27 protein-coding genes and 1 tRNA gene are annotated in these 23,172 nt (G+C 34.7%); 8 read left to right on the top strand and 20 right to left on the bottom strand.

The window, feature by feature from the left end; all coding sequences use genetic code 11:
• The 15 genes from J3U09_RS01650 to J3U09_RS01720 form a co-directional block, all read right to left on the bottom strand.
• The gene (locus tag J3U09_RS01650; protein ID WP_267356865.1) at positions 1 to 729 is read right to left on the bottom strand and encodes a phage baseplate protein; all 729 of its coding nucleotides are present in this window, start codon (positions 727 to 729) and stop codon (positions 1 to 3) included.
• The gene (locus J3U09_RS01655; protein WP_267356867.1) at positions 729 to 2,504 is read right to left on the bottom strand and encodes a phage tail protein; all 1,776 of its coding nucleotides are present in this window, start codon (positions 2,502 to 2,504) and stop codon (positions 729 to 731) included. Before J3U09_RS01655 ends, J3U09_RS01650 begins: the two co-directional genes overlap by 1 nt.
• Complete coding sequence (locus tag J3U09_RS01660) at positions 2,504 to 2,641, bottom strand: hypothetical protein (RefSeq protein WP_176713955.1); 138 nt, start codon at positions 2,639 to 2,641, stop codon at positions 2,504 to 2,506. The genes J3U09_RS01655 and J3U09_RS01660 overlap by 1 nt, the downstream gene beginning before the upstream one ends.
• Positions 2,642 to 2,649: 8 nt before the next feature.
• Positions 2,650 to 3,066 carry a phage tail assembly chaperone gene (locus J3U09_RS01665; RefSeq protein WP_267356869.1) on the bottom strand — a complete coding sequence of 139 codons (417 nt, stop codon included), beginning with the start codon at positions 3,064 to 3,066 and terminating at the stop codon, positions 2,650 to 2,652.
• Entirely contained in the window at positions 3,066 to 3,497 is a 432-nt protein-coding gene (locus J3U09_RS01670; protein WP_267356871.1) for a phage protein, read from the bottom strand. Before J3U09_RS01670 ends, J3U09_RS01665 begins: the two co-directional genes overlap by 1 nt.
• A gap of 8 nt (positions 3,498 to 3,505) precedes the next feature.
• Positions 3,506 to 5,017 carry a DUF3383 domain-containing protein gene (locus tag J3U09_RS01675; RefSeq protein ID WP_267356873.1) on the bottom strand — a complete coding sequence of 504 codons (1,512 nt, stop codon included), beginning with the start codon at positions 5,015 to 5,017 and terminating at the stop codon, positions 3,506 to 3,508.
• Positions 5,017 to 5,697, bottom strand: coding sequence for an LIC_12616 family protein (locus J3U09_RS01680; RefSeq protein ID WP_267356875.1), 681 nt, complete (start codon positions 5,695 to 5,697; stop codon positions 5,017 to 5,019). Before J3U09_RS01680 ends, J3U09_RS01675 begins: the two co-directional genes overlap by 1 nt.
• A gap of 102 nt (positions 5,698 to 5,799) precedes the next feature.
• Positions 5,800 to 5,967, bottom strand: a complete 168-nt coding sequence (locus J3U09_RS01685; protein ID WP_267356876.1) for a hypothetical protein — start codon at positions 5,965 to 5,967, stop codon at positions 5,800 to 5,802.
• The gene (locus J3U09_RS01690) at positions 5,961 to 6,227 is read right to left on the bottom strand and encodes a terminase small subunit (protein WP_267356877.1); all 267 of its coding nucleotides are present in this window, start codon (positions 6,225 to 6,227) and stop codon (positions 5,961 to 5,963) included. The genes J3U09_RS01685 and J3U09_RS01690 overlap by 7 nt, the downstream gene beginning before the upstream one ends.
• A 408-nt stretch (positions 6,228 to 6,635) precedes the next feature.
• Positions 6,636 to 6,989: a hypothetical protein gene (locus tag J3U09_RS01695; RefSeq protein WP_267356878.1), complete on the bottom strand. Its 354-nt coding sequence runs from the start codon at positions 6,987 to 6,989 to the stop codon at positions 6,636 to 6,638.
• Positions 6,986 to 7,426 (bottom strand): D-Ala-D-Ala carboxypeptidase family metallohydrolase, encoded by a 441-nt coding sequence (locus J3U09_RS01700; protein ID WP_267356879.1) that lies wholly within the window; start codon positions 7,424 to 7,426, stop codon positions 6,986 to 6,988. The genes J3U09_RS01695 and J3U09_RS01700 overlap by 4 nt, the downstream gene beginning before the upstream one ends.
• On the bottom strand, positions 7,426 to 7,734 hold the full coding sequence (locus J3U09_RS01705; RefSeq protein ID WP_267330257.1) for a phage holin family protein: 309 nt from the start codon (positions 7,732 to 7,734) through the stop codon (positions 7,426 to 7,428). The genes J3U09_RS01700 and J3U09_RS01705 overlap by 1 nt, the downstream gene beginning before the upstream one ends.
• Positions 7,735 to 8,096: 362 nt before the next feature.
• On the bottom strand, positions 8,097 to 8,507 hold the full coding sequence (locus J3U09_RS01710) for an antiterminator Q family protein (RefSeq protein ID WP_267356880.1): 411 nt from the start codon (positions 8,505 to 8,507) through the stop codon (positions 8,097 to 8,099).
• A 162-nt stretch (positions 8,508 to 8,669) separates the two neighbouring features.
• Entirely contained in the window at positions 8,670 to 9,323 is a 654-nt protein-coding gene (locus J3U09_RS01715; protein WP_267331482.1) for a hypothetical protein, read from the bottom strand.
• 2 nt (positions 9,324 to 9,325) lie between these two features.
• A complete protein-coding gene (locus J3U09_RS01720; RefSeq protein ID WP_267356881.1) occupies positions 9,326 to 10,075 on the bottom strand; it encodes a hypothetical protein in 750 nt (249 codons plus the stop codon).
• A gap of 423 nt (positions 10,076 to 10,498) precedes the next feature.
• On the opposite strand from J3U09_RS01720, the gene J3U09_RS01725 reads away from it, so the two are divergent.
• Both J3U09_RS01725 and J3U09_RS01730 read left to right on the top strand, forming a co-directional pair.
• Positions 10,499 to 11,194: an XRE family transcriptional regulator gene (locus J3U09_RS01725; protein ID WP_267353438.1), complete on the top strand. Its 696-nt coding sequence runs from the start codon at positions 10,499 to 10,501 to the stop codon at positions 11,192 to 11,194.
• A 1,181-nt stretch (positions 11,195 to 12,375) separates the two neighbouring features.
• The gene (locus J3U09_RS01730) at positions 12,376 to 12,648 is read left to right on the top strand and encodes a hypothetical protein (RefSeq protein ID WP_220226181.1); all 273 of its coding nucleotides are present in this window, start codon (positions 12,376 to 12,378) and stop codon (positions 12,646 to 12,648) included.
• A gap of 210 nt (positions 12,649 to 12,858) precedes the next feature.
• Here J3U09_RS01730 and J3U09_RS01735 read toward each other — a convergent pair whose 3' ends face one another.
• From J3U09_RS01735 to dusA, 4 genes are all read right to left on the bottom strand, one after another.
• Complete coding sequence (locus J3U09_RS01735; protein ID WP_267356882.1) at positions 12,859 to 13,314, bottom strand: hypothetical protein; 456 nt, start codon at positions 13,312 to 13,314, stop codon at positions 12,859 to 12,861.
• A gap of 233 nt (positions 13,315 to 13,547) precedes the next feature.
• Positions 13,548 to 13,624, bottom strand: a tRNA-Arg gene (locus tag J3U09_RS01740).
• A 270-nt stretch (positions 13,625 to 13,894) separates the two neighbouring features.
• Positions 13,895 to 15,910 carry a DNA helicase Rep gene (rep, locus tag J3U09_RS01745; protein ID WP_267356883.1) on the bottom strand — a complete coding sequence of 672 codons (2,016 nt, stop codon included), beginning with the start codon at positions 15,908 to 15,910 and terminating at the stop codon, positions 13,895 to 13,897.
• Positions 15,911 to 16,006: 96 nt separating this feature from the next.
• Positions 16,007 to 16,969 carry a tRNA dihydrouridine(20/20a) synthase DusA gene (gene dusA, locus J3U09_RS01750; RefSeq protein WP_267356884.1) on the bottom strand — a complete coding sequence of 321 codons (963 nt, stop codon included), beginning with the start codon at positions 16,967 to 16,969 and terminating at the stop codon, positions 16,007 to 16,009.
• A gap of 380 nt (positions 16,970 to 17,349) precedes the next feature.
• Here dusA and J3U09_RS01755 point away from each other — a divergent pair, with 380 nt between their 5' ends.
• A complete protein-coding gene (locus J3U09_RS01755; RefSeq protein ID WP_065563232.1) occupies positions 17,350 to 17,721 on the top strand; it encodes a DUF5362 family protein in 372 nt (123 codons plus the stop codon).
• Positions 17,722 to 17,807: 86 nt separating this feature from the next.
• Here J3U09_RS01755 and bamE read toward each other — a convergent pair whose 3' ends face one another.
• Positions 17,808 to 18,251, bottom strand: coding sequence for an outer membrane protein assembly factor BamE (gene bamE / locus J3U09_RS01760; RefSeq protein WP_267356885.1), 444 nt, complete (start codon positions 18,249 to 18,251; stop codon positions 17,808 to 17,810).
• Positions 18,252 to 18,458: 207 nt separating this feature from the next.
• Between bamE and J3U09_RS01765 the strand changes: the two genes are divergently transcribed.
• From J3U09_RS01765 to J3U09_RS01785, 5 genes are all read left to right on the top strand, one after another.
• Positions 18,459 to 19,070, top strand: coding sequence for an FKBP-type peptidyl-prolyl cis-trans isomerase (locus J3U09_RS01765; protein ID WP_220224823.1), 612 nt, complete (start codon positions 18,459 to 18,461; stop codon positions 19,068 to 19,070).
• A 366-nt stretch (positions 19,071 to 19,436) separates the two neighbouring features.
• Positions 19,437 to 20,258 (top strand): 4-hydroxy-tetrahydrodipicolinate reductase, encoded by an 822-nt coding sequence (gene dapB, locus J3U09_RS01770; protein ID WP_267353440.1) that lies wholly within the window; start codon positions 19,437 to 19,439, stop codon positions 20,256 to 20,258.
• 8 nt (positions 20,259 to 20,266) lie between these two features.
• Positions 20,267 to 20,764 (top strand): tRNA adenosine(34) deaminase TadA, encoded by a 498-nt coding sequence (tadA, locus tag J3U09_RS01775; protein ID WP_065563228.1) that lies wholly within the window; start codon positions 20,267 to 20,269, stop codon positions 20,762 to 20,764.
• Positions 20,765 to 20,896: 132 nt separating this feature from the next.
• A complete protein-coding gene (hpt, locus tag J3U09_RS01780; protein WP_065563227.1) occupies positions 20,897 to 21,436 on the top strand; it encodes a hypoxanthine phosphoribosyltransferase in 540 nt (179 codons plus the stop codon).
• A gap of 17 nt (positions 21,437 to 21,453) precedes the next feature.
• Positions 21,454 to 23,172: an autotransporter assembly complex family protein gene (locus J3U09_RS01785; protein ID WP_324170050.1), complete on the top strand. Its 1,719-nt coding sequence runs from the start codon at positions 21,454 to 21,456 to the stop codon at positions 23,170 to 23,172.

Genomic DNA, 23,172 nt, shown 5'->3' on the forward strand with positions numbered 1-23,172 from the left:
CTATCCTTTCCTACCTGTAAGTATTCCCTTTCCAGTTCTCAGAACTGATTTATCAACCTCTTTCGGTTGAGTTTTACCAAGGTTTCTTGTTTTTGGTTTTGGCACATTTAGGCCGCTCGCTGTCTGAGTATCTACAATGAAAATTTCGCGAAACATTAATACAAATTCCCCACTGGTGTCTTGCTTTTGAGTAAGCCCAACAGATGTCAAAATCATGTTTTTATACTGCCGTGTATTTGTTTGTAGCGTTACAGGCTCACCACTTCGTTGTACAGCTAACAATTTTTCATGAGCATCAGCGATACGGTCAGATGATAAACTATTTAAAAGTGGTGATTGATAATCTGGTAAAAAATCAGCTATAACTTGGTTCACAGCTTTAGCGCCAGCTCTAAAGTGTGATGCAAAACGATTTACCATACTCTCCGCCTGAGCTGTTATGGTTTTAATCGGCATTGGTAGCGGATAATCTGAAAAATTAAAACCTAATACATTATCAAATGAAAATGTATTAGTTTCATATCCAACAACTAAACCATATACCGTCACTTCCTTAGGGTCTAATACCGCATGGTCTGCAATGTTAGCCCCGTTTTCAATCGGGTTTTCAGTTACCTTCAGCTTTGATGCGTGTTGTTCAACAGTATTAATATCGAGACTAAATACCGTGTTCTCGGTAATTATCAAACCGCTGTCTTTTGATGATTTATTTAATATAGATTGAAACATTAGTTAGACCCCAAAGCTGTTTTTGTGTTATCTGCTAAATTGCGTACCTCTTTATTAGAAATGTTATTCAAGCTATCATATCCCTCTTGTGGGGTCGTAACGTTCATTGTATTATTAATAGTTACTGCATTGTTATTATTTATTTTTTTGCTTGGTGTAAGACGTCCTGCTTTCGCAATATCAGTAACACCGTTCGCTAGAATTTCTCGTTTTGACGTAACTTCTAACTCGTTATCATCGTCACCACCTATCCCTAGCCACGATAATGCGCCTTTTATTTTGCTTTTAATTGAATCAATAAATCCATAAAATTTATCCTCTATCCACTTCATCGCATTTTTGAACGGCGCTGTAATTGACTCATGAATTTCTAAAAATTTTTTAGCAAAGTTTTGTGTAGTTTCGTTCGTATCATCCATCCATGAGTCAAACAACCCTTTAACAAAATCCCACGCGGCCTTAAATGGCCAAGTAATGAAATCCCATATTGCCCATAACGTTTTACCTATCTTATCAGTTGTCGATGTTGTATCATCTTCCCAGATGTCAAATAAATCATTTATTAATTTCAAAGCCGCTTCGAATGGCGCGGTAACATAGTTTATGATAGCCTCAAATATTTTTCCGATCGCGTTAACAACATCACCAGCATCAATGCCAAGCCAATCCATTATCGCGTAGATAGCCTGATACGCCATTCGAAACGGGAAAGTAAGCACATCAATAATAAAATTGAAAATTTTACCAATTCTATCAACCGTTTTACTTGCTTCACCTTCGGACATACCGAAAAACATTAGTATGTTTTGGAGTGCAGTTGACAATAAGGACTTAATACCCGATATTAGCGATTTAAAACCGCTTACTATTGAATCAAACAAGCCTTCTGATAATGATTTTATTTTTTTTGTATCGCCAGACCATAACGCCTTGAGAAATTCCCAAAATGTTTTTGCAAATTCCCACGCCGCTTTTGCTCCGTCAATAAATGGTTGCCAGTATTTACCGAATAGGCTTTTACCGCCATTCATATAGACAATAAGATCATCAATTAACAGCATTAACGCAGTTAATAAGCCTAAAATTATACCAATAGGACTAAACAATAAAGCTCGATTGAATAATGCCCACGCAACACCAAGTGCTATTAGTGCGTTTTCCCAACCTAATGTCCCAGATACAATTTTATCAATAAATTCGATAAAATTAGAAACAACCTGAATTGCCATTCCAACAAATTTAATTACTTTTGTGATTCCATTGGCAATCAACTCCTTATTAACTGTTAACCAGTTTCTAAATCCAGCAATTAAATTAGTCAGTGCAGGCGCGACATTTAGCGCAATCTTAGTTTTGATACTATCAAGCGCTACACCTGTTTTGCTCATTTCTCGTTTATAAAGTTCAGCTTGCTGAAGCTCATTTTTCGATATTTTGAACAGCGTATCTTTTTTTGTAGCTAACTCTTTAGCTTTGTCGATTGCATTATGAAAAGCATCGATTAATTTTTTTCCATACAGCACTGCGGTATCCGCCAACGCAACTGAAACCAATTTCAATGAATCTAATTTCGACCCAGTTTTATTTACCGCGTTACCTGTCTCCGATGTTGATTTATTAGTCTCTTGAATTGCTTTGTTTGCATCTTCTTGTATGCTATTTGCCGCATCAGAAAGCCGATTAGCGCCTGATTGCAAATTATTAACCACTTTTGCAATATCGCCAGCTTTTGAGGCGTCAACGCCAATTTTTATCAAAAATTCTTCTAAAACCATTATTGCGCCTCTTGCTGTTGCTTTTCTGCTAATTTAGTTTCTGCTATCACATTATGCATATCGATAACATCATCGAGTGAATAAACTGTTCTGAGTTCGTGGAGTGTGGCGTATTTGTTTACGATTACACCCCACACAAACCAATCTACATCGCTTTCTTGGCTATCTCCTCCAAGCTGAGCGTACTTAGATTGGATAATATGCCATTTGGTAAAAAACCCAAAAAATGCAATTTTAAACCCTCAACTATCACTTGATAGTAATGGCTTCGATGTGTATTGAAAAATTCACCTGTTTCTTGCGGCTTCTGAAACAGTACTTTTTTACCGTTTTCATCTATCGCAGTAACATAATCAAGAATGAATTTTTCTATTTCAGCAAATTGGTCAGAACCGATATTGGAGGCAAGTTGTCCGATATCAAAACCTGATTTATTCCCTTCAAATGAAAAACAGCCCTGAAGTAGAGCTGTTAATTTTTTTAGATATTTATTTGATTTAAAAAAATCTGCTTGCGTGAATGTGTAAACCACATCATCAATAGTAAAATCTGTGCTTTGCATTATAAACCGCCTTTAATGTCAAATTCTGCTTTAGTTGCTTTAAATGTCCATGTTACGCCGTTGTGTGCTGTGCCACGTGCGTACGTTGGTGGTGTTGTAAACCAGCAACCAGTAAGTAAAAACTCATCGCCATTACGTAAATCTTTGTATGTAATTAATTTACCCGTCGCCGTTGTCGAATTGTTAATTTGAGCATTGCGCAATTGATTTAATTTTTGATTAGTTTCAGAATGCTGTAACGTTTTGATTGTTACTGTTGCACCACGATTACAAGAGTGAACAAATACCCCCTTGCCATTAACGCCATACGTAATATCGCCATCATCGCCAATTGGCGCAATACTGATAGCGTCCTGCGCATTCTCGTAGCCAGTAATTTCTGTGCCGTCGATAGTCAAAACGGCATCTTCTAAAGAAAATGATTTAGTCATGTAAACCTCTATCGATTAAATTGAATAATGATATCGACGCTGTGACCCGCACCAGCTAATTTAAGTGCGCAGTTAATTGGCATCATCTTGCGGGCTTCGCGATCTGCTGTATCTTGCATATCGAATGAATCAGAATGGAAGTAATAGCCATTGATTTGGTCACCATATGATAGTTCGCCTAAGTCACCCAATGTCCATTTACCCAGCCCCAAGAAGCCATTATTAATAAACTGCTCACCGATAACTTTGATAGAACTAATTAAAATTTGCTGACCACGATCGGTTTGAGGTATTTTTGTAGGTTGCCCTTGTAGTGTATTAAAAGCTTGAACCTGAACTGCATTAATAAAAGCATCCAAGCCTATAGTCTCATCAATAAACGTACCACCAAGCATAACACCCTCAGCAAGCATATTTACACCCGCATAATCGGTATAATAATTGATACCAATACGGCGGCATTTTGTGGCTTCGTTGATTGTGATTTTATCATCAGAGGTAACACTAACTTCCTGCTTAAACTTAACTGTTTTCGCTGTATTAATGCCAGTCCAAACAGTGGTTAATGCAATTCCTATTAATTCAGCCGCGGCATGTGTATTACCTTTGTTGTTATACTGCACCATTAAGCGACCACTATTGCGTTTGGATAGTGTTTTTAAGATGTTGGTATCGGTATACTCGATATTGCTTGGTCGGGTTTCGGTATAAGCTAATACTTTCGCATTTTCAACACCTTGAGCAACAACCCAGTCATGCGCCTCTAATAATTCAGCATCCGTGATTGTATTAGCGAAATAGACTCCATACCAGTTTTGGTATTGATTTTGTAATTTACTCAGCGCTTCGGCGGGTGTTTCCTTGTTATAAGTGATTGCATCTTCACCGTTAATTAACGTGCCTCTACCGTCAATTAAATTAGTTAACTGACCAATATAACTGCCATCTGATTGCGAATCAAACACATAACCGAAATTGGCACCTTTACCCTCTGTATTAGATGACAAAATAAAACGACTTCCGACCAAATCGTAAATGAATTTAACACCAATATCAGCTAGTTTTGCATTAACGACATTTGCTACATCTTGCATACTTGAAACAGTAGAGAAATCAAGCTCTTTAACATCGATTTTTGCATCACCAAAATAAAATGACAGATAACCATCTGTGATATTTTTAAACTGAATATATGAAACAGTTAACGCGGAACCATTTATTTTCGAACTAGTTGCTGATGTCGTTAAATCATCTTTTATATATTTAGCAATTAACGCGGTTTTTGGTTTAGGTCGTGCTGAAAATAACGCAGATGCCGCACGATACACATCTGAATTAGTGCCGAACAATGATGCTACAGAGTTAGAATCTGTTACAACAATGTATCGTGTGTCTGGATTAGTAAACTCTTCGCACATTTCGTGAGTGAAAATAGCAACAACGCTTAAATCACGTTTTTGTGCTCCACGAGGTGATTGTTGCAGAGTGACATCTACAACTTGACTGATTGGTAAACTCATTATAACCCCTTCTCTAAATTAAATTTTACTGTATCGCCACGATTCAATGGAGACTTGACGATTGGATTAATTGAAAATATAAGATCGACTTGCGCACGCTGTTCTTTACCGCCAGCAATCGCAGTTGGTAGACTACGAATTTTCGAGCACCTTAGATAACCCATTCTTAAACGCTTTAACAGTTGCCAAACTACGGTAAATCGCATTGATTCAGTGAGTTGGCATAACATATCGTAAGCATTTTTACCATAGGCATTGACTGAAATTGTGACCTCGCATAATGTTGATGCGATTTCTACTTCGTCAGCACCTTTGAATTTAATTTCAGTACCGATATCCGATTGGGATACATTTAAGACTGTGATGAATTTATCTAGTTTTGAAACATCCTGCATATTATTAGCATCAAATACCAATGATTCAGGTAACTTCAAAACCTCCGCTATGATGCACCTGACTTCCGTCATATCGAGTTGCGAGACAGTCGTAACAATTTGTTTTTGAAGTTCAATGGTTTTAGCTTTTGATTTCTCATCTTCTTTACCTTGAACTTCCTCAAGTTGTTTTGTGAGTTCATAAACCATTTTATTGATTTCCTCTTTTGACAACTCCCCCTCGGCATCATTTAGACGTTTACGAAACGAATCTATCAATGCGAGTAATTTATTTTTTTTAAGCATTAAATTTGCTCCTATTTTGTTTTACTATCGTTTAATCTACAATCTGAGCCAACCCTACCATCAGCAACGATTGCAATTTAGATAACTGGATTTGTGCTGTTGTCATAGTATTGACTCGAGTGTGACTAACTTTAACCACGTTGGTTTTGGTGACATAGTACCGTCATATGATTGGTGATAGATTTCTTGTTTTTCGCTATAGCCATGATTAGATAGCATTGGCTTTGTGATAGGGACGTTGAAATCACCAATTAAACCTTTATTTACCACAAACATTCTTGTAGTGATTGAATAGTCTCTAACGTGTCCTTAAATTCTTCATTTAATTTTTTGTATTCGTATACTCTCGATCTAGCCTTACCATGATAGCTAGCCAAGCCAGCAATACTTGGCACAACTTCTTCAACATTTTTGAAGCCCCCAAGCAAATCTTCCTTAGCCTTGACTAAACAATTGGCTAACTCACTTGGGCAATTTATTTTTTCTTTTCGCCCTTTGTCATATGTTCCCTTCAGAAATAAAAAAACCACACTAGGTGGCTATTGATTAAATATGCAGTTATTTTTTATAACTGTTCGTGAATTTTTAGGGTTAATGCAATAGAAGTGAATAGGAGTTCAAATTACATTTATTATTAACATTTCTGTATTGGATTGTTTTATATTCAAGCAAAATGTCTCTAATTTGCTCGAAGTGTTGCTTTATAGAATCATTAAACAACCCTAAGGAAAAAACCGCCGTTTTAACAGGTCCATAAAAATTAAACTCAGACTCAACTTGTTTCAACATTTCTTTAAAAGATTCACTATAATTCATTACCAATCCTTTTTATTGCCCTTTTATCTGCATTACACTTCTCAATGACATTTAATAAATACTCGTTATATCGTAAGCTATCACCAAAAGTCATGGGATTAGGTGGTAAATTTGGTAAACAGTTACTTAATAGATTGGCTGGTATCGGTCGATTCACGTAAATTTTTTGCTCGGTTGTACAAGCTTGCAGAAACAGGCATAGGCACAAACTGCTTAGCACAATCATTATCTTTGAGTTGCTCATTAATTTGCTCCTGCCGTTCTAATGATTGATTTTCAAGTTCACGTTTTGATAATTCGTTATCTGCGATGATTTGGTTGTTTCTAGATATGGTTTGCTCTAACTTATTTATTTGATTAGTTAGCTCAGCATTAGCATCTTTTAATCGTTTTTTTTCTTCAAAATTGTTATAACAAAAATAAATAGCAAAAGTGATAATGATTAATGATATGCTCAATATCTTTTCATTATTCATAGCAAACCGCTCCTATAAATAGTTTTACCACCTTGCTTTACGGCTGTTAATACTATTTGCCGGTTATTGCTAGGACTAAATCCTATGTGTACCCATTGATTATGCTCTTGGATAAGTTTGTCGAATGGAACACCAGCATCAATCAATCTTTGACATATTTCTTTAGGGGTACCATATGATGAACGAAAATCAACCGCTAAGCCCTTAGTATGAGCGCTTGTTGATATTCCTCCTACTCTTGCATTTAATGCAGGACAGCGATATCCAGATGTGATAATAATTGGTTTATCTAATGCTTTTCTAACAAGTTCTAGCTTTATGGCTGTTAACTGCACATTTGGCATTAAATTTTGGGGTACTGAATTATCAATTTTTAAACGACTAGCAGTTAATGAACGTGTAAATTCTTCTAGCGTGAAATGTTCAGTTAATTTCATTAATCATCTCCTTTGGCTTTTCTTATTAATCGTTCTTCTAACGCCTTGATTAACGCTGCACCTGACCATCCAGCTAAGCCAGCTATACCTCCTGCTAACTCAAAGTCCCAATTAAAATAACTTGCAGCTAATACAACAAGCGTTCCAGCAAATATCGATATAAATATTTGCGCAAATAGCACCCCAATATTAAATTTATTACCATTTAGGAACTGATAGCAATAACTTGATAGAGAACCAAGCAAAGTAACAAAAAATAAATACACAACAACAGTCCAATTGACGTTGTTAGGGTCTTTTATCGGCATATTTAAATCTTCTTATTAATTATGAGTGGCAGCATACTAGCTGAATGTGAGTTATGGGTGAGTCTAGCATTGCTATCGATTCAGTGATGAGCAAATAGTCAAAATATTGATATAAAAAAAATAGTAAACAAAAATAAATTGAAATAGCTACAACAGAAATAAAATCACATTGAGTATTTCATCAAATGAGGTTGGCAAAAAAAGAATTAAGCTAGTAGCTAGCGTGTTGATTATTATTTTTCTAGAAAAAACAGAATAATATAGATATAAAAAAACCCAACTAATTAGCTGGGTTTAACTATATGCGTTCTAAACCGCATTTTTACCTTATTATATATGCGCATTTGCGCAAAGTCAAGCGGTTAAGCAACTTTTTTAAAATATTGATAAATATTTCCTCTTATAAACATCTCGGCTTGATTCAATAAATTAATGATATCGTGTGGACGCTTCCCAATTGCTTTTGCCTGCGAGTTACACGAAACACCTCGCAGATAATATGCGGTCAATACAATCCATTGAGAATAATTGTCATTTTTTAAAATCAGTACCGCATTATCAACAATTTCAGCTTCATCTTCTGTTAAATATTGGCGATAATCAACATCTGTTGGTGCTCCCAAAAAAACAGCCGATTTTGAAGGATATTCAGTTCCAATTCTTTTCAATATACGCGTATTTTTCCAGGCAGTTAAAATATCTTTAGTTTCTCTCATTACTCTCTCCCTACTTTGCCAATCTTCGTTCACTTTTGCCGTTGTTTTGTAATTCATTTCAGTATTAATCCCTTCGATTTGCTTACTTTGTTCAGAATATTTCTTTTATTGACTTGCTTTACAGATTTATATTTATTTTTTGCTACATTTGTTGTTAATCCTAATACACAACCTATTACTATTTTGTTGAACATCTAATAGAGTCGCTATTAACAAAGGCTAATTAGCTTTAATACAAGTTCTGCTTTTTTTTAACATCTCTTTAATGTTAGCGATATGCTCCATACTCTTTGCTGAAACTTGATCATCTTTAAACTCAAGCATTGCGATCGTGTTTTCTGGTTTTGGCAAATAGCAATTAGCTTTTTCTGGTGTTAATAAACCAATGAAAACAGCACGATTAATTGCATCAGCACGTTTTGTTTTATCGCTACCAAGTGATACAAATACCTCTACATTTTTACCATTCATCATTGATGAGTTAACTAAACGTCCATAAGCTTCGATAAAAGTTCTTCTTGCTCCAATTTTGTCGCCATTACGATAAACAAGTTCAGCTTGTGCCCATGCCTTTGCTATTTCCTTAGTCCAAACCAAAGTATTAGTTTCATCACTAGCAAGTATTGCTATTGCCCATGCCTCATCGGGTGATAAATGGTTATTAGGACCACCCATTAAATTAATTAAATCAGCAGGCTTCGGCATAAATTCACTTTTACGCACCCATACATTGGCTGCTCTGCGCAATGAATCAATTGGGTATTGACTAAGTGTTGACCAATAAATATTGATTTTAGTTGTACTCGCTTGCTGTCCGTAGAGTTCAAGAAGTCCACCAATAATTGCTAAAAAACCATCTGAGATTTTTGCCATAATCAACTCCTCATACTCTCTAAGACAGCTCGATTACGTTCTGCAAGAGTCATAAATCTTGATTGAGAGTGATTCGATTTTTTATAGTTCCCAGCATTACGTAGCCAATTATTAAATGCAGCGTTCCAATCAATATATTTTTTCCCATTAGCCAAGCAATAATCTTTAAACTTAATAAATTCAGTATCCAAATTGACATTTTCATTTAGTGCTATGTTTCGATGATGATCGTTGGGTTTAAAATCATTAGGCAACTCTCGTTTTTGGGGTTGAGGTTTATCCGCAATAATATTTGTAGTATTCTCTGTAATAGTCTTTGTTGTAATCTCTTGAAATAACGAACTCGACTTTGTAGTCTCCCCGGAATCTACGATGTCTACTTCGGGGTGATTACTTTCTTCATTTCGCGATAAATGATTAATAGATTTGGCGAAATTAGCTAAAACTTCATTGACCTTTTTATTGTCAATTTTGTAAAAAGTTTTATGTTCTAATCGCTTTTCAGTAATTATCAAAACGCCCTTATCTTGTAATTTTTTTATAGCAGTTCTTTGTTCGTTGTGAGATAAACCAGTTTCTTCCTCTAGTTCATCGCGCGTTTTATACACCCCTAAATCAGATATAGCTTTATCTTGCCAATAAAATAATTGAGAAAATAAAACAGCTGCATTAACACCACCTAACGGCTTAGCCATTTTTGGATAATAGGCATTTGGTCTTCCTTTCAATTTCAATATTTCAACTATATTCATTGTTTTACCTCAAAAAACATTCAGCAAAATTGCTATCATTTTTATAAATAATTTCAGTCACTATTTGGTAATTTATTAAATAGTGGATACATGCCTTTAATCTAACAATCGGGTAAATTTTATGTTTGTGCTAAATTGATTGTTTTATCACTTGCAAGTGTTGTAAGGTTTCGAACGCATTGACTTTAGTTTTTAATGTGTCCATCCCCCCTTTTGTGTAATCTAATAGTGATTTTTTATCTCCTTTAACTTCCTAAAATATGGATAGCTTTTGCAGCAGTCTCAATTATTATTCTTAAACTTATTGATAATATTTATTATCAATAATAACCAAAGTTATTGAATAAATCAATAACTATTGTTATTTGATGAGTGATAACTTGAGTTATATAATTAAAAAATTAACAACCCCGAGAAAAAAGCATGACTACATTTACAGATAGATTAAATTTGGCATTAAAAGAATCTGGGATGTCTCAGCATCAACTAGCCGAAAAAGTAAAAATTAGCCAACCAGCTATTCAAAAATTGCTTTCAGGAAAATCCAGTACATCACGAAAAATATTAGAAATCGCTAACGCATTAAACGTTGATCCTATATGGCTAACAAAAGGTGTTGGTAAAGCCAAAGTAAACAAAAATAAATCTAATGCGACAGTATTAGGATCTATCGAAGATTGGGATAGTAAAACACCGCTAGATGATGATGAGATTGAAGTGCCATTTTATAAGGATGTACGGCTAGCAGCTGGTGATGGTTTCACTGATGATATTGAGGATTATAACGGATATAAATTACGCTTATCCAAATCCACTATGCGGAAATATGGCATTGATAAAGAATGCACTGTATGTCTAACTGTCTATGGAGACAGTATGGAACCTGTATTTAGAGATGGTTCTACAGTAGCAATCGATCAAGCTGATACATATGTTAGAGATGGCAAAATCTATGCAATCAATCACGATGGATTATTAAGAATAAAAATTTTAGAAAAAGTGCCTGGCAATCAAATAAAAATCAAAAGTTATAACATTGGCTATGATGATGAAATAGTGCCTCAAGATGAAATAACTATTTTAGGCCGTGTTTGGTGGCAATCGTCTATATTGGATTGATAATAAAGATATAACAATAACCGCTTCGGCGGTTTTTTTCATACCTAAGACTAGCATTAACCTATCAAGATCCCCTCACCCAACAACCTTTGATAACTTTATTTTAAATTTGATAACTTTTATTATTGACATAATTAATAACCTAAGTTATCATTATCACATCAAAACCAATCAACTTAACAACAAAGTTAAACAAGACTACGAGTTATTTAACTAGTTAACGAGATTCAAGTAGCTAGCTGGGGCATATGAAAGTACAGCGGTTTTGATTTGATAGTCGAACGGCGCGACTTTAAACTATGCGTCGGGACTGTGGCGGTGACTCAATACAGGCGGTATACAATCAAACTAAATGCCTTTCAGTGAGAGATATCTAGTTTGAAAAGAATTGATGGTGGCCACTTCTCCTCAAGTGGTGACCTAATAATTAGGGAACTTATTGTAATTGCCTGCTTAGATTAATAGTGCTTTAGTGTGCATTTAAATTTTAATAAATACCGGTATAAAGGGTTTCAGACTACTGCGTAACTAAATGTAATATGTCGCTACTATCATCATACACTGAATATACAGTAGCGCATAACCAGACAACAAAAGCTATCACTCTCCAATACGTAACTCCACTATTTTTTAATAGATTAAATATACCAATGAGAACCATAATCGAATTTAAAAAATTAATTGAATAAATAAATGAGATTACGCTAATTCTGAACAATGTTGAAACATGATATGTGTCGAGTATAAAAGTAGTTGCAATGTAAATTACAATTAAAATCACACTAAATAAAACACCGAACACCCAAAAAGTTACTGCTAGGCTTAATTCGCCTTTAACTAATCTCTTAAATATATTCATATCTGTTTCTCGTGTATAAATAAAACACACTATACAACCAAATACTTTATTCACAAAATTTTACTAGCGAGTTTATGAATACTGACAGCTCGGAAAGACGGCGCAATGCTACATCCTATTTGCCCTCCAAGCGAGGTCTTTTTTCGAGGTGATTATGACTAATAAAGATTTTGTGAATATGAAAATCAAAGATAGATTTCACAAGGATTATGAGTTAACAGACAGCGAAATAAAGTTTGCCCTCTTTTGCACATACTTTGTGATTTTAGGTGGATTATTTTGCTTGTTCTACTGGATGCTACAGATTGCTACGAGGTGAGTTATGCAGTTACATAAATTGGTTGAAAATGGTTACGAAAGCGCTTACTGCAATATGTTAAACAATATTGAAATGCAAGATGCTAAGGATGAATGGATTGAAAGCCGAGCCGAAGAACTAATTAAAAACTTTGGTAATGACAATGACTGGCAAATCATCGAACTACTCAAAATCAAACTGGAAAGTAAAAGTATTGATGATGATATTTATAACCAATTTATTGTTGACATCTGTTATTCGCAAGCTCGCTTTGAATATAATAATCAATCATATTAATAAATTTAATAAAGATTAATTATCCCATATAAAAAAGTTAAAGCTCCTAAATATTATGCTAATAATTCTGTCGTTAATGAATTGAATTTGCAATATTTAAATATTAAATAGGGTTAATAAAAAGCGTAAAAAAAACGAACCAAAATTAGTAACCAGGCAAATTCAGAACGACGATTTTATAGATGACGGACGTTCATATTAGATTCTTTTTTATTTTGTTGTATCAATAGGTTTTACGCCTGAACAATCACTTTCTTTTAAGGTAATCATAAACAAATATTTATTCTCCTCGGTGGAATATAAATATTGAAAAATTGCGCCTTTTTTTAATAATTGTTTTATTTGATCATTAGTACAACCATCATTTTTTATTTGAGAAAACAAAAAATCACGTAATTTATCAAATTCACTTTTATCTATCTCATTAAAATTAATTTTCTCAATAATATATCTATAAGTTAAGGTATTGTTTTCTGCATAAGATGTGGTCAACATAGTAAATTGATCTAGACGAATTGGAGTGCGTTCATTCAGTGACTGAGAAATCTTAAAGAGTTGGCCACTAATAGACCTTTTATTAAATAGATCAAACTGGTTAACAAAAAAATAGCAAACAACTGAAACAATAATACTTAAGATAATGTTTCGAATTTTTTTAATACTCAATTAATACTCGCTTATAAATTCTAATAATTTTGAAAATGATAATATGGATAAACGAATATTATAGAATTATCAATACCGTTTATAACATTCATTTTATAATATTGATTTAATTTAATTAATGCAATTATTAATTATTAAAATTTATTATGACGTAAACACTTTAAATAGTGTGATAGAGTATATAAAGATATTAAGGGTTAAACTTAAAACTCGTTGATTATATATAGCTTTAATGGCGTCCCCTACAGGATTCGAACCTGTGACCTACGGCTTAGAAGGCCGTTGCTCTATCCAGCTGAGCTAAGGAGACATTGATTGGATTTAGTGATTAAACGCTGAGTATTATATAAAGCTATTTTGATCCGTCAATGCTTTTTAATTGATTATCAATCTATATAGACAAAATATCGTCAATTTTGACGTTATCGGCAATAAATTCAATACTAATAATCAGAAAAAATAAAAAAATATTCATTTATTCGATCTCAAAAACCCCGTTCCTCAACTTTTTTTTCAATTATTGCGATAAATTACTTTAATAATTTGAGCAGTAGTTAATTGTTTTTGATATATAGATAATTTATTTTGCGCTAGCTATTTGCGCTTTTAGCATCGCTAACCGGCTTTGACCTTGTTGCATTTTCTTTTCTGGTGATAGTTCATTACGCTGATCTTGCCAAGCTAAATCGTCTTGTGGAAGTTCGAGTAAAAAGCGACTTGGTTCAACATAAACTGTTTCACCAAATTGTTTTCTCTGTCGGCTGAATGAAAAGGTTAGCTCTTTTTGGGCTCGAGTTATGCCTACATAAGCAAGTCGTCTCTCTTCTTCGATATTGTCTTCATCAATACTTGTTTGATGAGGTAATACCCCTTCAGACATACCAACTAAATAAACATAAGGAAATTCGAGGCCTTTTGAAGCGTGTAATGTCATTAACTGTACTTGATCTAGCTCTTCTTCAGTTTCATTTCGCTCTAACATATCACGTAACGTAAATCTTGCTACTGCTTGTTCTAGCGTTAATGCTTCGTCTATTTCATCACCCTGTAACATTTCATTTAGCCAGCTAACTAATTGTTCAACATTACGCATTCGCATCTGCCCTGCTGTTGGTGAGGTAGACGTTTCATAGATCCAACTTTCGTAGTGAATCCCATGTAATAATTCATGAATCGCGGCCATTGGTTCGGAATGTGATTTTTCTATTAGAGAATCGAACCAATGGATAAAGGCATGTAGGGTTTCCATCCTTTTGCCTGATAATAATTCGGTTAGCCCCATATCATGACTTGCATGATATAAGCTTACACCACGTTGATTTGCCCACTCACCCAGTTTTTGGATAGTTGCTGGCCCTATTTCTCGTTTTGGTGTATTAATAATGCGGACAAAAGCATTATCATCATCAGGGTTGGTTAATAGGCGTAGGTATGCCATTAAGTCTTTAATTTCAATGCGAGCGAAGAAAGATGTCCCACCAGAAATTCGGTAAGGTATTCGATACTGCATTAGCATTTTTTCAATTAAGCGAGACTGGTGATTTCCGCGATATAAAATAGCATATTCACCGTATTGGCTATTATTAGCAAAACGATGACCAATTAAGTCATTAACAACTTTTTCCGCTTCGTGTTCTTCATTGTCGGCGGAGATCACTTTTAAATGTTCACCATAACTGAGTTCTGAAAATAATTTTTTTTCAAAGATATGCGGATTGTTTTCAATTAAGATGTTAGCAACTTTTAGAATTCTTCCTGATGATCGGTAATTTTGTTCTAATTTAATCACTTCTAACTTAGGAAAGTCTTGTTTTAGTAAAATTAAATTTTTAGGACGAGCCCCCCGCCATGAGTAAATCGACTGATCATCATCACCAACAACCGTAAATTTAGCTCGGCTACCTACTAATAATTTGATAAATTCATATTGGCTGGTATTAGTATCTTGATATTCATCAATAAGCAGGTAGCGGATACGGTTTTGCCATTTTTCTCTAACTTCTTCATTTGTTTTTAGTAACAATGTAGGTAGTAAGATTAGATCATCGAAATCTAATATACTGCAAGACTTAAGTTGTTTTTCGTAAAGTTGATAGCAGTGAGCAAATAATTTTTCTTTGTTGGTTTGTGCTCTAGCCATTGCAACTGTCGAATCAACGATATCATTCTTCCAATTTGAGATGGTAGAGCGTAATTGGTTGATGAGATCTTTGTCTCCATCGAACCATTGTTGTGTTAGTTCTTTGAGTAGAGCAATTTGGTCGTGGTCGTCAAATAATGAAAAATTAGATTTTATACCGAGGTGTTTATGTTCTCGTCGAACAATATCTAAGCCTAAAGTATGAAAAGTTGAAATTTTCAGACCTCTTGCCTCTTGCTTACTTAGCGATTGAGCAATACGTTCTTTCATTTCTCGTGCAGCTTTATTAGTAAAAGTCACGGCAACGATATGACGAGGTAAATACTCTTTGACTCGAATTAGATAAGCTATTTTATTAATGATTACCCGAGTTTTGCCCGAACCCGCACCAGCCAATACAAGGCATGGCCCCGAAACATATTCCACAGCTTGTTGTTGACTTGGATTTAAACGCACAGAAGAAAAGCCCTAAGTAAAATTGTTCGTTAGTATATACTGATTTATCAATCATGCGCAATCAGACGCATGACCAATTAAGCTAGACAAAATTCTTTAATGAATGAAAGTTAACGCGTGTTCAACAACTTCAATTCCCGCTCCTGGTTTATGCGCATTTTCGCTAAGGTAACGTCGCCACTGTTTTGCACCTTTTCTACCATTAAATATTCCTAGGGTGTGTCGCATAATATGATTGAGTTGTCCGCCTTGACTAAGTTGTGTTTCAATATATGGATAAAGAGTTTGTATTGCGACAATAGGATCGATAATTGGCGTATCATCTCCAAAAATTTGCTGATCAATCTGAGTTAATAGCATTGGATTTTGGTAAGCTTCTCGCCCAACCATGACACCATCAACATAGTTTAGATGATGTTTGATTTCTTCAATGGTTTTAATCCCACCATTTATGGCGATAGTTAACTGCGGATAGTCACGCTTTAGCTGATAAACTCGCTCATAATCAAGTGGTGGTACTTCTCGATTCTCTTTTGGGCTTAGCCCAGAAAGCCATGCTTTGCGAGCATGAACAATAAATGTATCGGTATATGGCATCACTTTTTCAATAAATTCACATAAAAATGAATAACTATCTTGGTTATCAATACCTATGCGTGTTTTTACCGTGACAGGTATATTTACCTCTTTTTGCATGGCATCAATACAATTTGCGACTAAATCAGGTTTTCCCATTAAACAAGCACCAAACATACCATTTTGAACGCGATCTGATGGGCAACCTACATTAAGGTTAATCTCATTATATCCTCGTTCCTCTGCCAACTTAGCGCATTTAGCCAGAGCTATGGGAGCACTTCCACCTAATTGTAAACTTACTGGCTGTTCCTGCTCATTAAAAGCAAGATAGTCTCCTTTACCATATAAAATTGCGCCAGTGGTTACCATTTCGGTATAAAGTAATGTTTGTTTAGTTAATATTCGATGAAAATATCGACAATGTTTGTCAGTCCAATCGAGCATTGGAGCTATAGAAAATTTATTTAAGGTTGATTTCATTGATATACCGGTGTTTAAAACTGTCTTTGTTGGTTATATTAAAATATTATTATACTTGGAACAACTTCATCTACATTCTTTAAACCTTCATTGTAATACACTTTAGCCTTAATCAGGCATTGAGCAGCTAATTTTAAGATGTGTGAAGTCTTTTTTAATATCATTCCCAGTGGTACTAATTTCCCATTTAATTGTCTTACTCAAATGCACGTTAGAGCTAGTCTTATCGTTATTTCAGGGGTTTACCTTAGAATGATGTGATTAATATAAAAGTTAACCATGTACAATTCTTAAACAAATTTACTTCGACATAGGTAAAGAACGTGTTATTCTTACTTGCATTTTTTTAAATATAATAATTGGTAGTGATAGGAATGGAAATGTTAACAGATAATACAGATACTATTTTAATTAAATCAACAGAATTGTTAAAAAGCCAATTGAGATTTATTGGGACTATGCAACAAATCTTTGGCGTAGTAAATATTGTTATAGGTGCAATTAGCTGTTTAGGTATAATTACAGCTATTGTTGGTATTCCAGTAATAATCAACGGAGTTAAACTTTTTCAATCCGGTAGTGCATTTAGTCTAGCAGCAGCCCTCGGTAGAGGAGAAGACTTTACTGAAGCTATCAGAAATTTACATGGGTATTGGAAATATGTATTAATTGGAATTATATGTGCAGTTATTCTTTTCTTTATCTACCTTTTAATCATCTTTTCAATCATTGCTTCTATAGCTAATCACTAATAATTTCCACAGTAATAATTGATCGAATTAAATAAATAAAAACCTCGCAGAATGACGAGGTTTTTTTGAAAATTTTATTCCGATTATTACTCTTCAGGGGCTTGTGGCGGACGTGAACTATTCGGTTGATCATCATCAGATTTTATATTAATTGGGTCTGAAATACCCTGTTGGTTCATCTCTTCTAAAGATAAAGAACCTTCTAAAGACGAAGTTTTAATATCAGTAACTATACCCATTTCATTAAAGTAAATAGCATAATTAATTTGGCTTAATTTTGCATGTTGAGGTTGTTGACGGAAAACATAGTACCAAACATTACCACCAAAAGCTGAAGTTAACATTGGCGAGCCCATAATAAATACGACCTGATCTTTGGATTGACCAACTTGTAATAATTCAATCGCTTCTGGAGAGATATAATTACCTTGATTGATATCAGGTCTATAAACTAAACGGTCAACAAGTGAACAACCAGTTATCGATATACTAGTCACAATTGCAAGCGGAATAAGTTTGAAAAACGACATCTAAATTAATCCATTCAAATATATAATGTCGCTTATTATCGCTGATATTTTGACTAAGCGCTAGATAAAATAAAAAAAACTTAGGTAATATGATATAAAATGTTTGCTTATATTGATGATAATTAACAACTGTTAATATTTTACTTTTTATCTCGAATGTTAATGCTCTATAATAAAAAACTATTCTCAACAAATGACAGGTAAAAAATGAAATTAGATACAATTGAGCAAAAAGCAAGTTATGCAATTGGACTTCAAATTGGCCAACAGCTAAAAGAATCTGGCTTACATAATTTAGAGTTAAATGCATTAAAACTTGCTATGGAAGATGTGCTAAGCGGAAATCAACCGGCTTTACCTTTACAAGAATTGCATGATGCCCTTCGTCATGTTCATGAAGAAGCAGCTAAAGAAAAAGCTAAACAAGCTGAAAAAATTGCCCAAGCAGGTAAAGACTTTTTAGCGGAAAATCTAAAAAAAGATGGCATCAAATCGACTGAATCTGGTTTACAATACGAAATTATTAAACAAGGTGATGGCGCATTCCCTAAAGCAACTGACCGTGTTCGAGTCCATTATACTGGACAGTTAATTGATGGTACAGTATTCGATAGCTCAGTTGAAAGAGGACAGCCAGCTGAATTCCCTGTTAATGGTGTGATTCGCGGTTGGGTTGAAGCATTACAATTAATGCCAGAAGGTTCAAAATGGCGTTTATATATTCCTCAAGAATTAGCCTATGGCTCGCAAGGGGCTGGAGCTTCAATTCCTCCTTATAGTGCACTAATTTTCGATGTGGAATTATTAAAAGTGCTATAAGTTTATATGGGCGCATTCGCGTCCATGCTATCAAGTTCAATAGCAAATCAATTGCTTTATTTGATCACTCAATATTCCGCAATAAAAATGGGTAGACCGAGGAAGTATTATCTATAATGTAAAACAACGCTTTTTTGAATAAAGTGTAAGTTATCAACAATAAGCAAAAGTGCCTAACCTTCAGATTATTCCTCTTAAAAATATAGTTAAAATTGCCGTCAAATGACATCAGTTATTGCTATTTAGTTTCAACGTAGTCTCAATAAAGCATGAAATGTATATCATTTTGTTTAAGTATATAACTTGAAAGTTTTCCGCTATAATAATTTGTTATAAATATCTGATAAAAAAGTTAAGGAAAGTTATATGGCTACAAGTATGATTCGTATCGCTATTGCTGGCGCTGGTGGAAAAATGGGGCGACAGCTTATTCAATCTGTGTCACAAATAGAAGGGGTTACATTAGGTGCAGCATTTGAAAGAGAAGGATCATCATTGATCGGTAGCGATGCTGGTGAACTTGCCGGAATTGGGGCCTGTGGAATTAAAGTGACTGATAATCTACTACAGGCAAAAGACCAATTTGATGTATTAATCGATTTTACTCGTCCTGAAGGCACACTGGCTCATTTAGCTTTTTGTACAGACAATAAAAAAATGATGATTATCGGTACAACAGGATTTGATGAAGCAGGCAAAAAAGCTATTGCAACAGCCGCTAAGCAAATTGCTATTGTATTTGCTGCAAATTTCAGCGTTGGCGTGAATTTAGTGCTCAAGTTACTTGAAAAAGCGACTAAAATTATGGGTAGTTATACTGATATCGAAATTATAGAAGCACATCATCGTCATAAAGTTGACGCACCTTCTGGCACCGCACTAGCTATGGGCGAAGCAATTGCTGATACTTTAGGCTGCGATTTGAACGACCGCGCAGTTTATTGCCGTGAAGGACATACCGGAGAAAGACCAAAAGGTGCTATTGGATTTGCAACTATTCGTGCTGGTGATATTGTTGGTGAGCATACGGCTATTTTTGCCGATATTGGCGAAAGAGTCGAAATTAGCCATAAAGCCTCAAGCCGAATGACGTTCGCCAATGGTGCAGTCCGTGCTGCATTATGGCTTGCTGAGCAACCTGAAGGACTTTATGATATGCGCGATGTGCTTAATTTAAACAATCTATAATATTGAGTATGTTAGATGAAATTTGGATGCGACGAGCATTAGAATTAGCAAAACACGCAGAATCACTAGGCGAAATTCCTGTTGGAGCGGTTATTGTTGATGAACATAACCAAATCATTGGTGAAGGTTATAACCAATCAATAATTAATCATAATCCAACTGCTCATGCGGAAATTATGGCAATAGAACAAGCCGGTCAGTATAAAAAGAATTACCGATTAGTAAATACAACTTTATATGTCACCCTTGAACCTTGTATTATGTGTGCGGGGGCAATCATTCATAGTCGCATCAAGCGTGTGGTCTATGGAGCAAGTGATTTTAAAACTGGTGCGGCAGGTTCTTACATTGATATTCTTTCTCGAACAGGAATTAATCATTATGCTCAAATCATTGGTGGCGTATTGGCTGATGAGTGTAGTTCTATGTTAAGCGCTTTTTTTCAGAAGCGCCGCCAACAAAAAAAGCAAAATAAACAATCAATCCTCAAAACAATTGAAGATTAATTTAATATTTAAAAGAAAATTCTTTTAATCATTTCTTAATTATTTGATAAAAAATTAGTTTAGTTATTCTTTTTACCTATGAAAATTGTTAAAATCTGTTCTGATTTTTTTAAAGTACACTGAGCATTATTGATGAAAAAGCACACATTAGAAACGATGATATCGGCTGAAGATATCCAAACACGAGTAAGTAAATTAGGACAACAAATTAGCCAAGATTATGCTCAAAGTCAAAACGAGCTTATATTAGTTGGTTTGTTAAGAGGTTCGTTTATTTTTATGGCTGATTTAAGCCGTGCTATTACTGTCGGGCATGAAGTTGATTTTATGACGGCTTCGAGTTACGGCAATGCGGTGGTAAGTAATAGAGATGTTAAAATATTAAAAGATTTAGATGAAGATATTCGTGATAAAGATGTGTTAATTGTCGAAGATATTATTGATACAGGTAATACGCTTAGCAAAGTGATGGCAATACTTAAGTTGCGTCATCCGCGTAGTATTGAAATTTGTACATTACTAGACAAACCATCTCGGCGTGAAGTAGCAGTACCTGTTAAATATATTGGATTTTCCATCCCTGATGAGTTTGTGGTTGGTTATGGTATCGATTATGCACAACATTACCGCCACTTACCTTATATTGGACATGTGAAATTACTTGAATCTTAAACATTATCGAGGTGTATGTGTTACGATTTTCTCGCTCATTATGCTTACTTTTAATGGTTACGACAGCATCAACTTATGCAGATATGAAGTTATCCATTAAAGGATTGTCTGGAGAGCTTGAAGAAAATGTCGACGCACGCCTTTCTTTAATTACTCCAGATAAGATTAATAATACGCCAAATTTCAAACGTTATTTTGAGAGTGAAACGCAAAAGGCACTACGTGCTTTAGGTTATTATTCCCCTACTTTTGAATATGATGAAACCGATCCTAAAGTATTATCAGTAAAAATAACTCCTGGACAACCTGTTAGAATAAAACAATTAAATATCAATCTGAATGGTGAAGGGAAACAAGATAAAGATTTTCAAGAATTAATGGCGACACAATTACCTAAAATTGGTGATGTGTTGAACCATGGCACTTATGAGAATTTCAAGAAAGGATTACAAAGCATATCGTTAAAAAAAGGGTACTTTGACGCAGATATGCTTACTCATCAATTGGCGATAGCTCAATTTGATCATCAAGCTTTTTGGAATATCGACTTTAATACAGGTAAGCGTTACAAATTTAGTAAAGTCAATTTTCCTAATGCAAAAATCCGTCAGGATTATCTTCAAAATATTGTACCGTTTAAAGAAGGTGATGAATACTCTGCTGAAGATTTATCTTTATTAAATCGCCGTCTTAGTTCAACTAACTGGTTTAATTCTGTTGTGGTTACACCAGATTTTCCTCATCTTACAGCAGATAAAGCATTACCCATTGAAGTTGCAACAACACCTAGAAAAAGAAATGCAATGGACTTAGGTTTGGGCTTTTCAACCGATAATGGTGTGCATGGTAAAATTGGTTGGAATAAACCTTGGATTAATAGCCAAGGACAGAGTTTTCAAAGTAGTTTATCCCTCTCATCGCCTGAACAGATTATTACGATGAGCTATAAAATTCCACTGAAAAAAAATCCGATTGAACAATATTATACTATTCAAGGTGGTTATAAAAAAATCGATAATAACGATACCTATTCTCGATCTTATACATTTGGCGTGCTTCGTAATTGGGATAACTTTGATGGTTGGCAAACAGCATTAGGCTTAAATATGTTGCGAGACAACTTCACCCAAGGTGATGACAGTTACAAAACTAACTTATATTATCCATCAGTTAGTATTTCGCGTGTTCGTAATGATGGTAAGTTATTGCCTATGTGGGGGGATTCTCAACGTTTTTCAATTGAAGGCGGTGCTGATGCGTTAGGATCTGATATCAATTTAGTGCGTTTTCAAACGCAACAAACTTGGATTCGTTCAATAAATCAATCTCATCGATTCATTGCTAGAGGTAATTTCGGCATTATCCAAGCCAGTAACTTTGAACGAGTTCCGCCCTCTTTCAGATTTTTTGCTGGTGGTGACCGAAGCATCCGCGGGTATAGTTACCAATCCATATCACCTAAAGATAAAAAAGGTAAATTAAAAGGCGCGTCAAAACTGATAACCGGTTCTGCTGAATATCAATACAATGTTACTGGTTCTTGGTGGGGAGCGGCATTTATTGACACGGGTGAAGCGATAGATAAAGTCGATAAAGCTAAGTTTTATACAGGTACAGGCTTAGGTGTTCGCTGGGCTTCACCGGTAGGTCCAATTAAGTTCGATTTAGCAACACCTCTAAACAAAAAAGATAAAGGCTCAATACATCTATATATTGGTTTGGGAAGCGAATTATAA

Origin of the sequence: Gilliamella sp. B2889 (genome assembly GCF_026536885.1) — a bacterium.
Lineage (GTDB): Bacteria > Pseudomonadota > Gammaproteobacteria > Enterobacterales > Orbaceae > Gilliamella > Gilliamella apicola_E.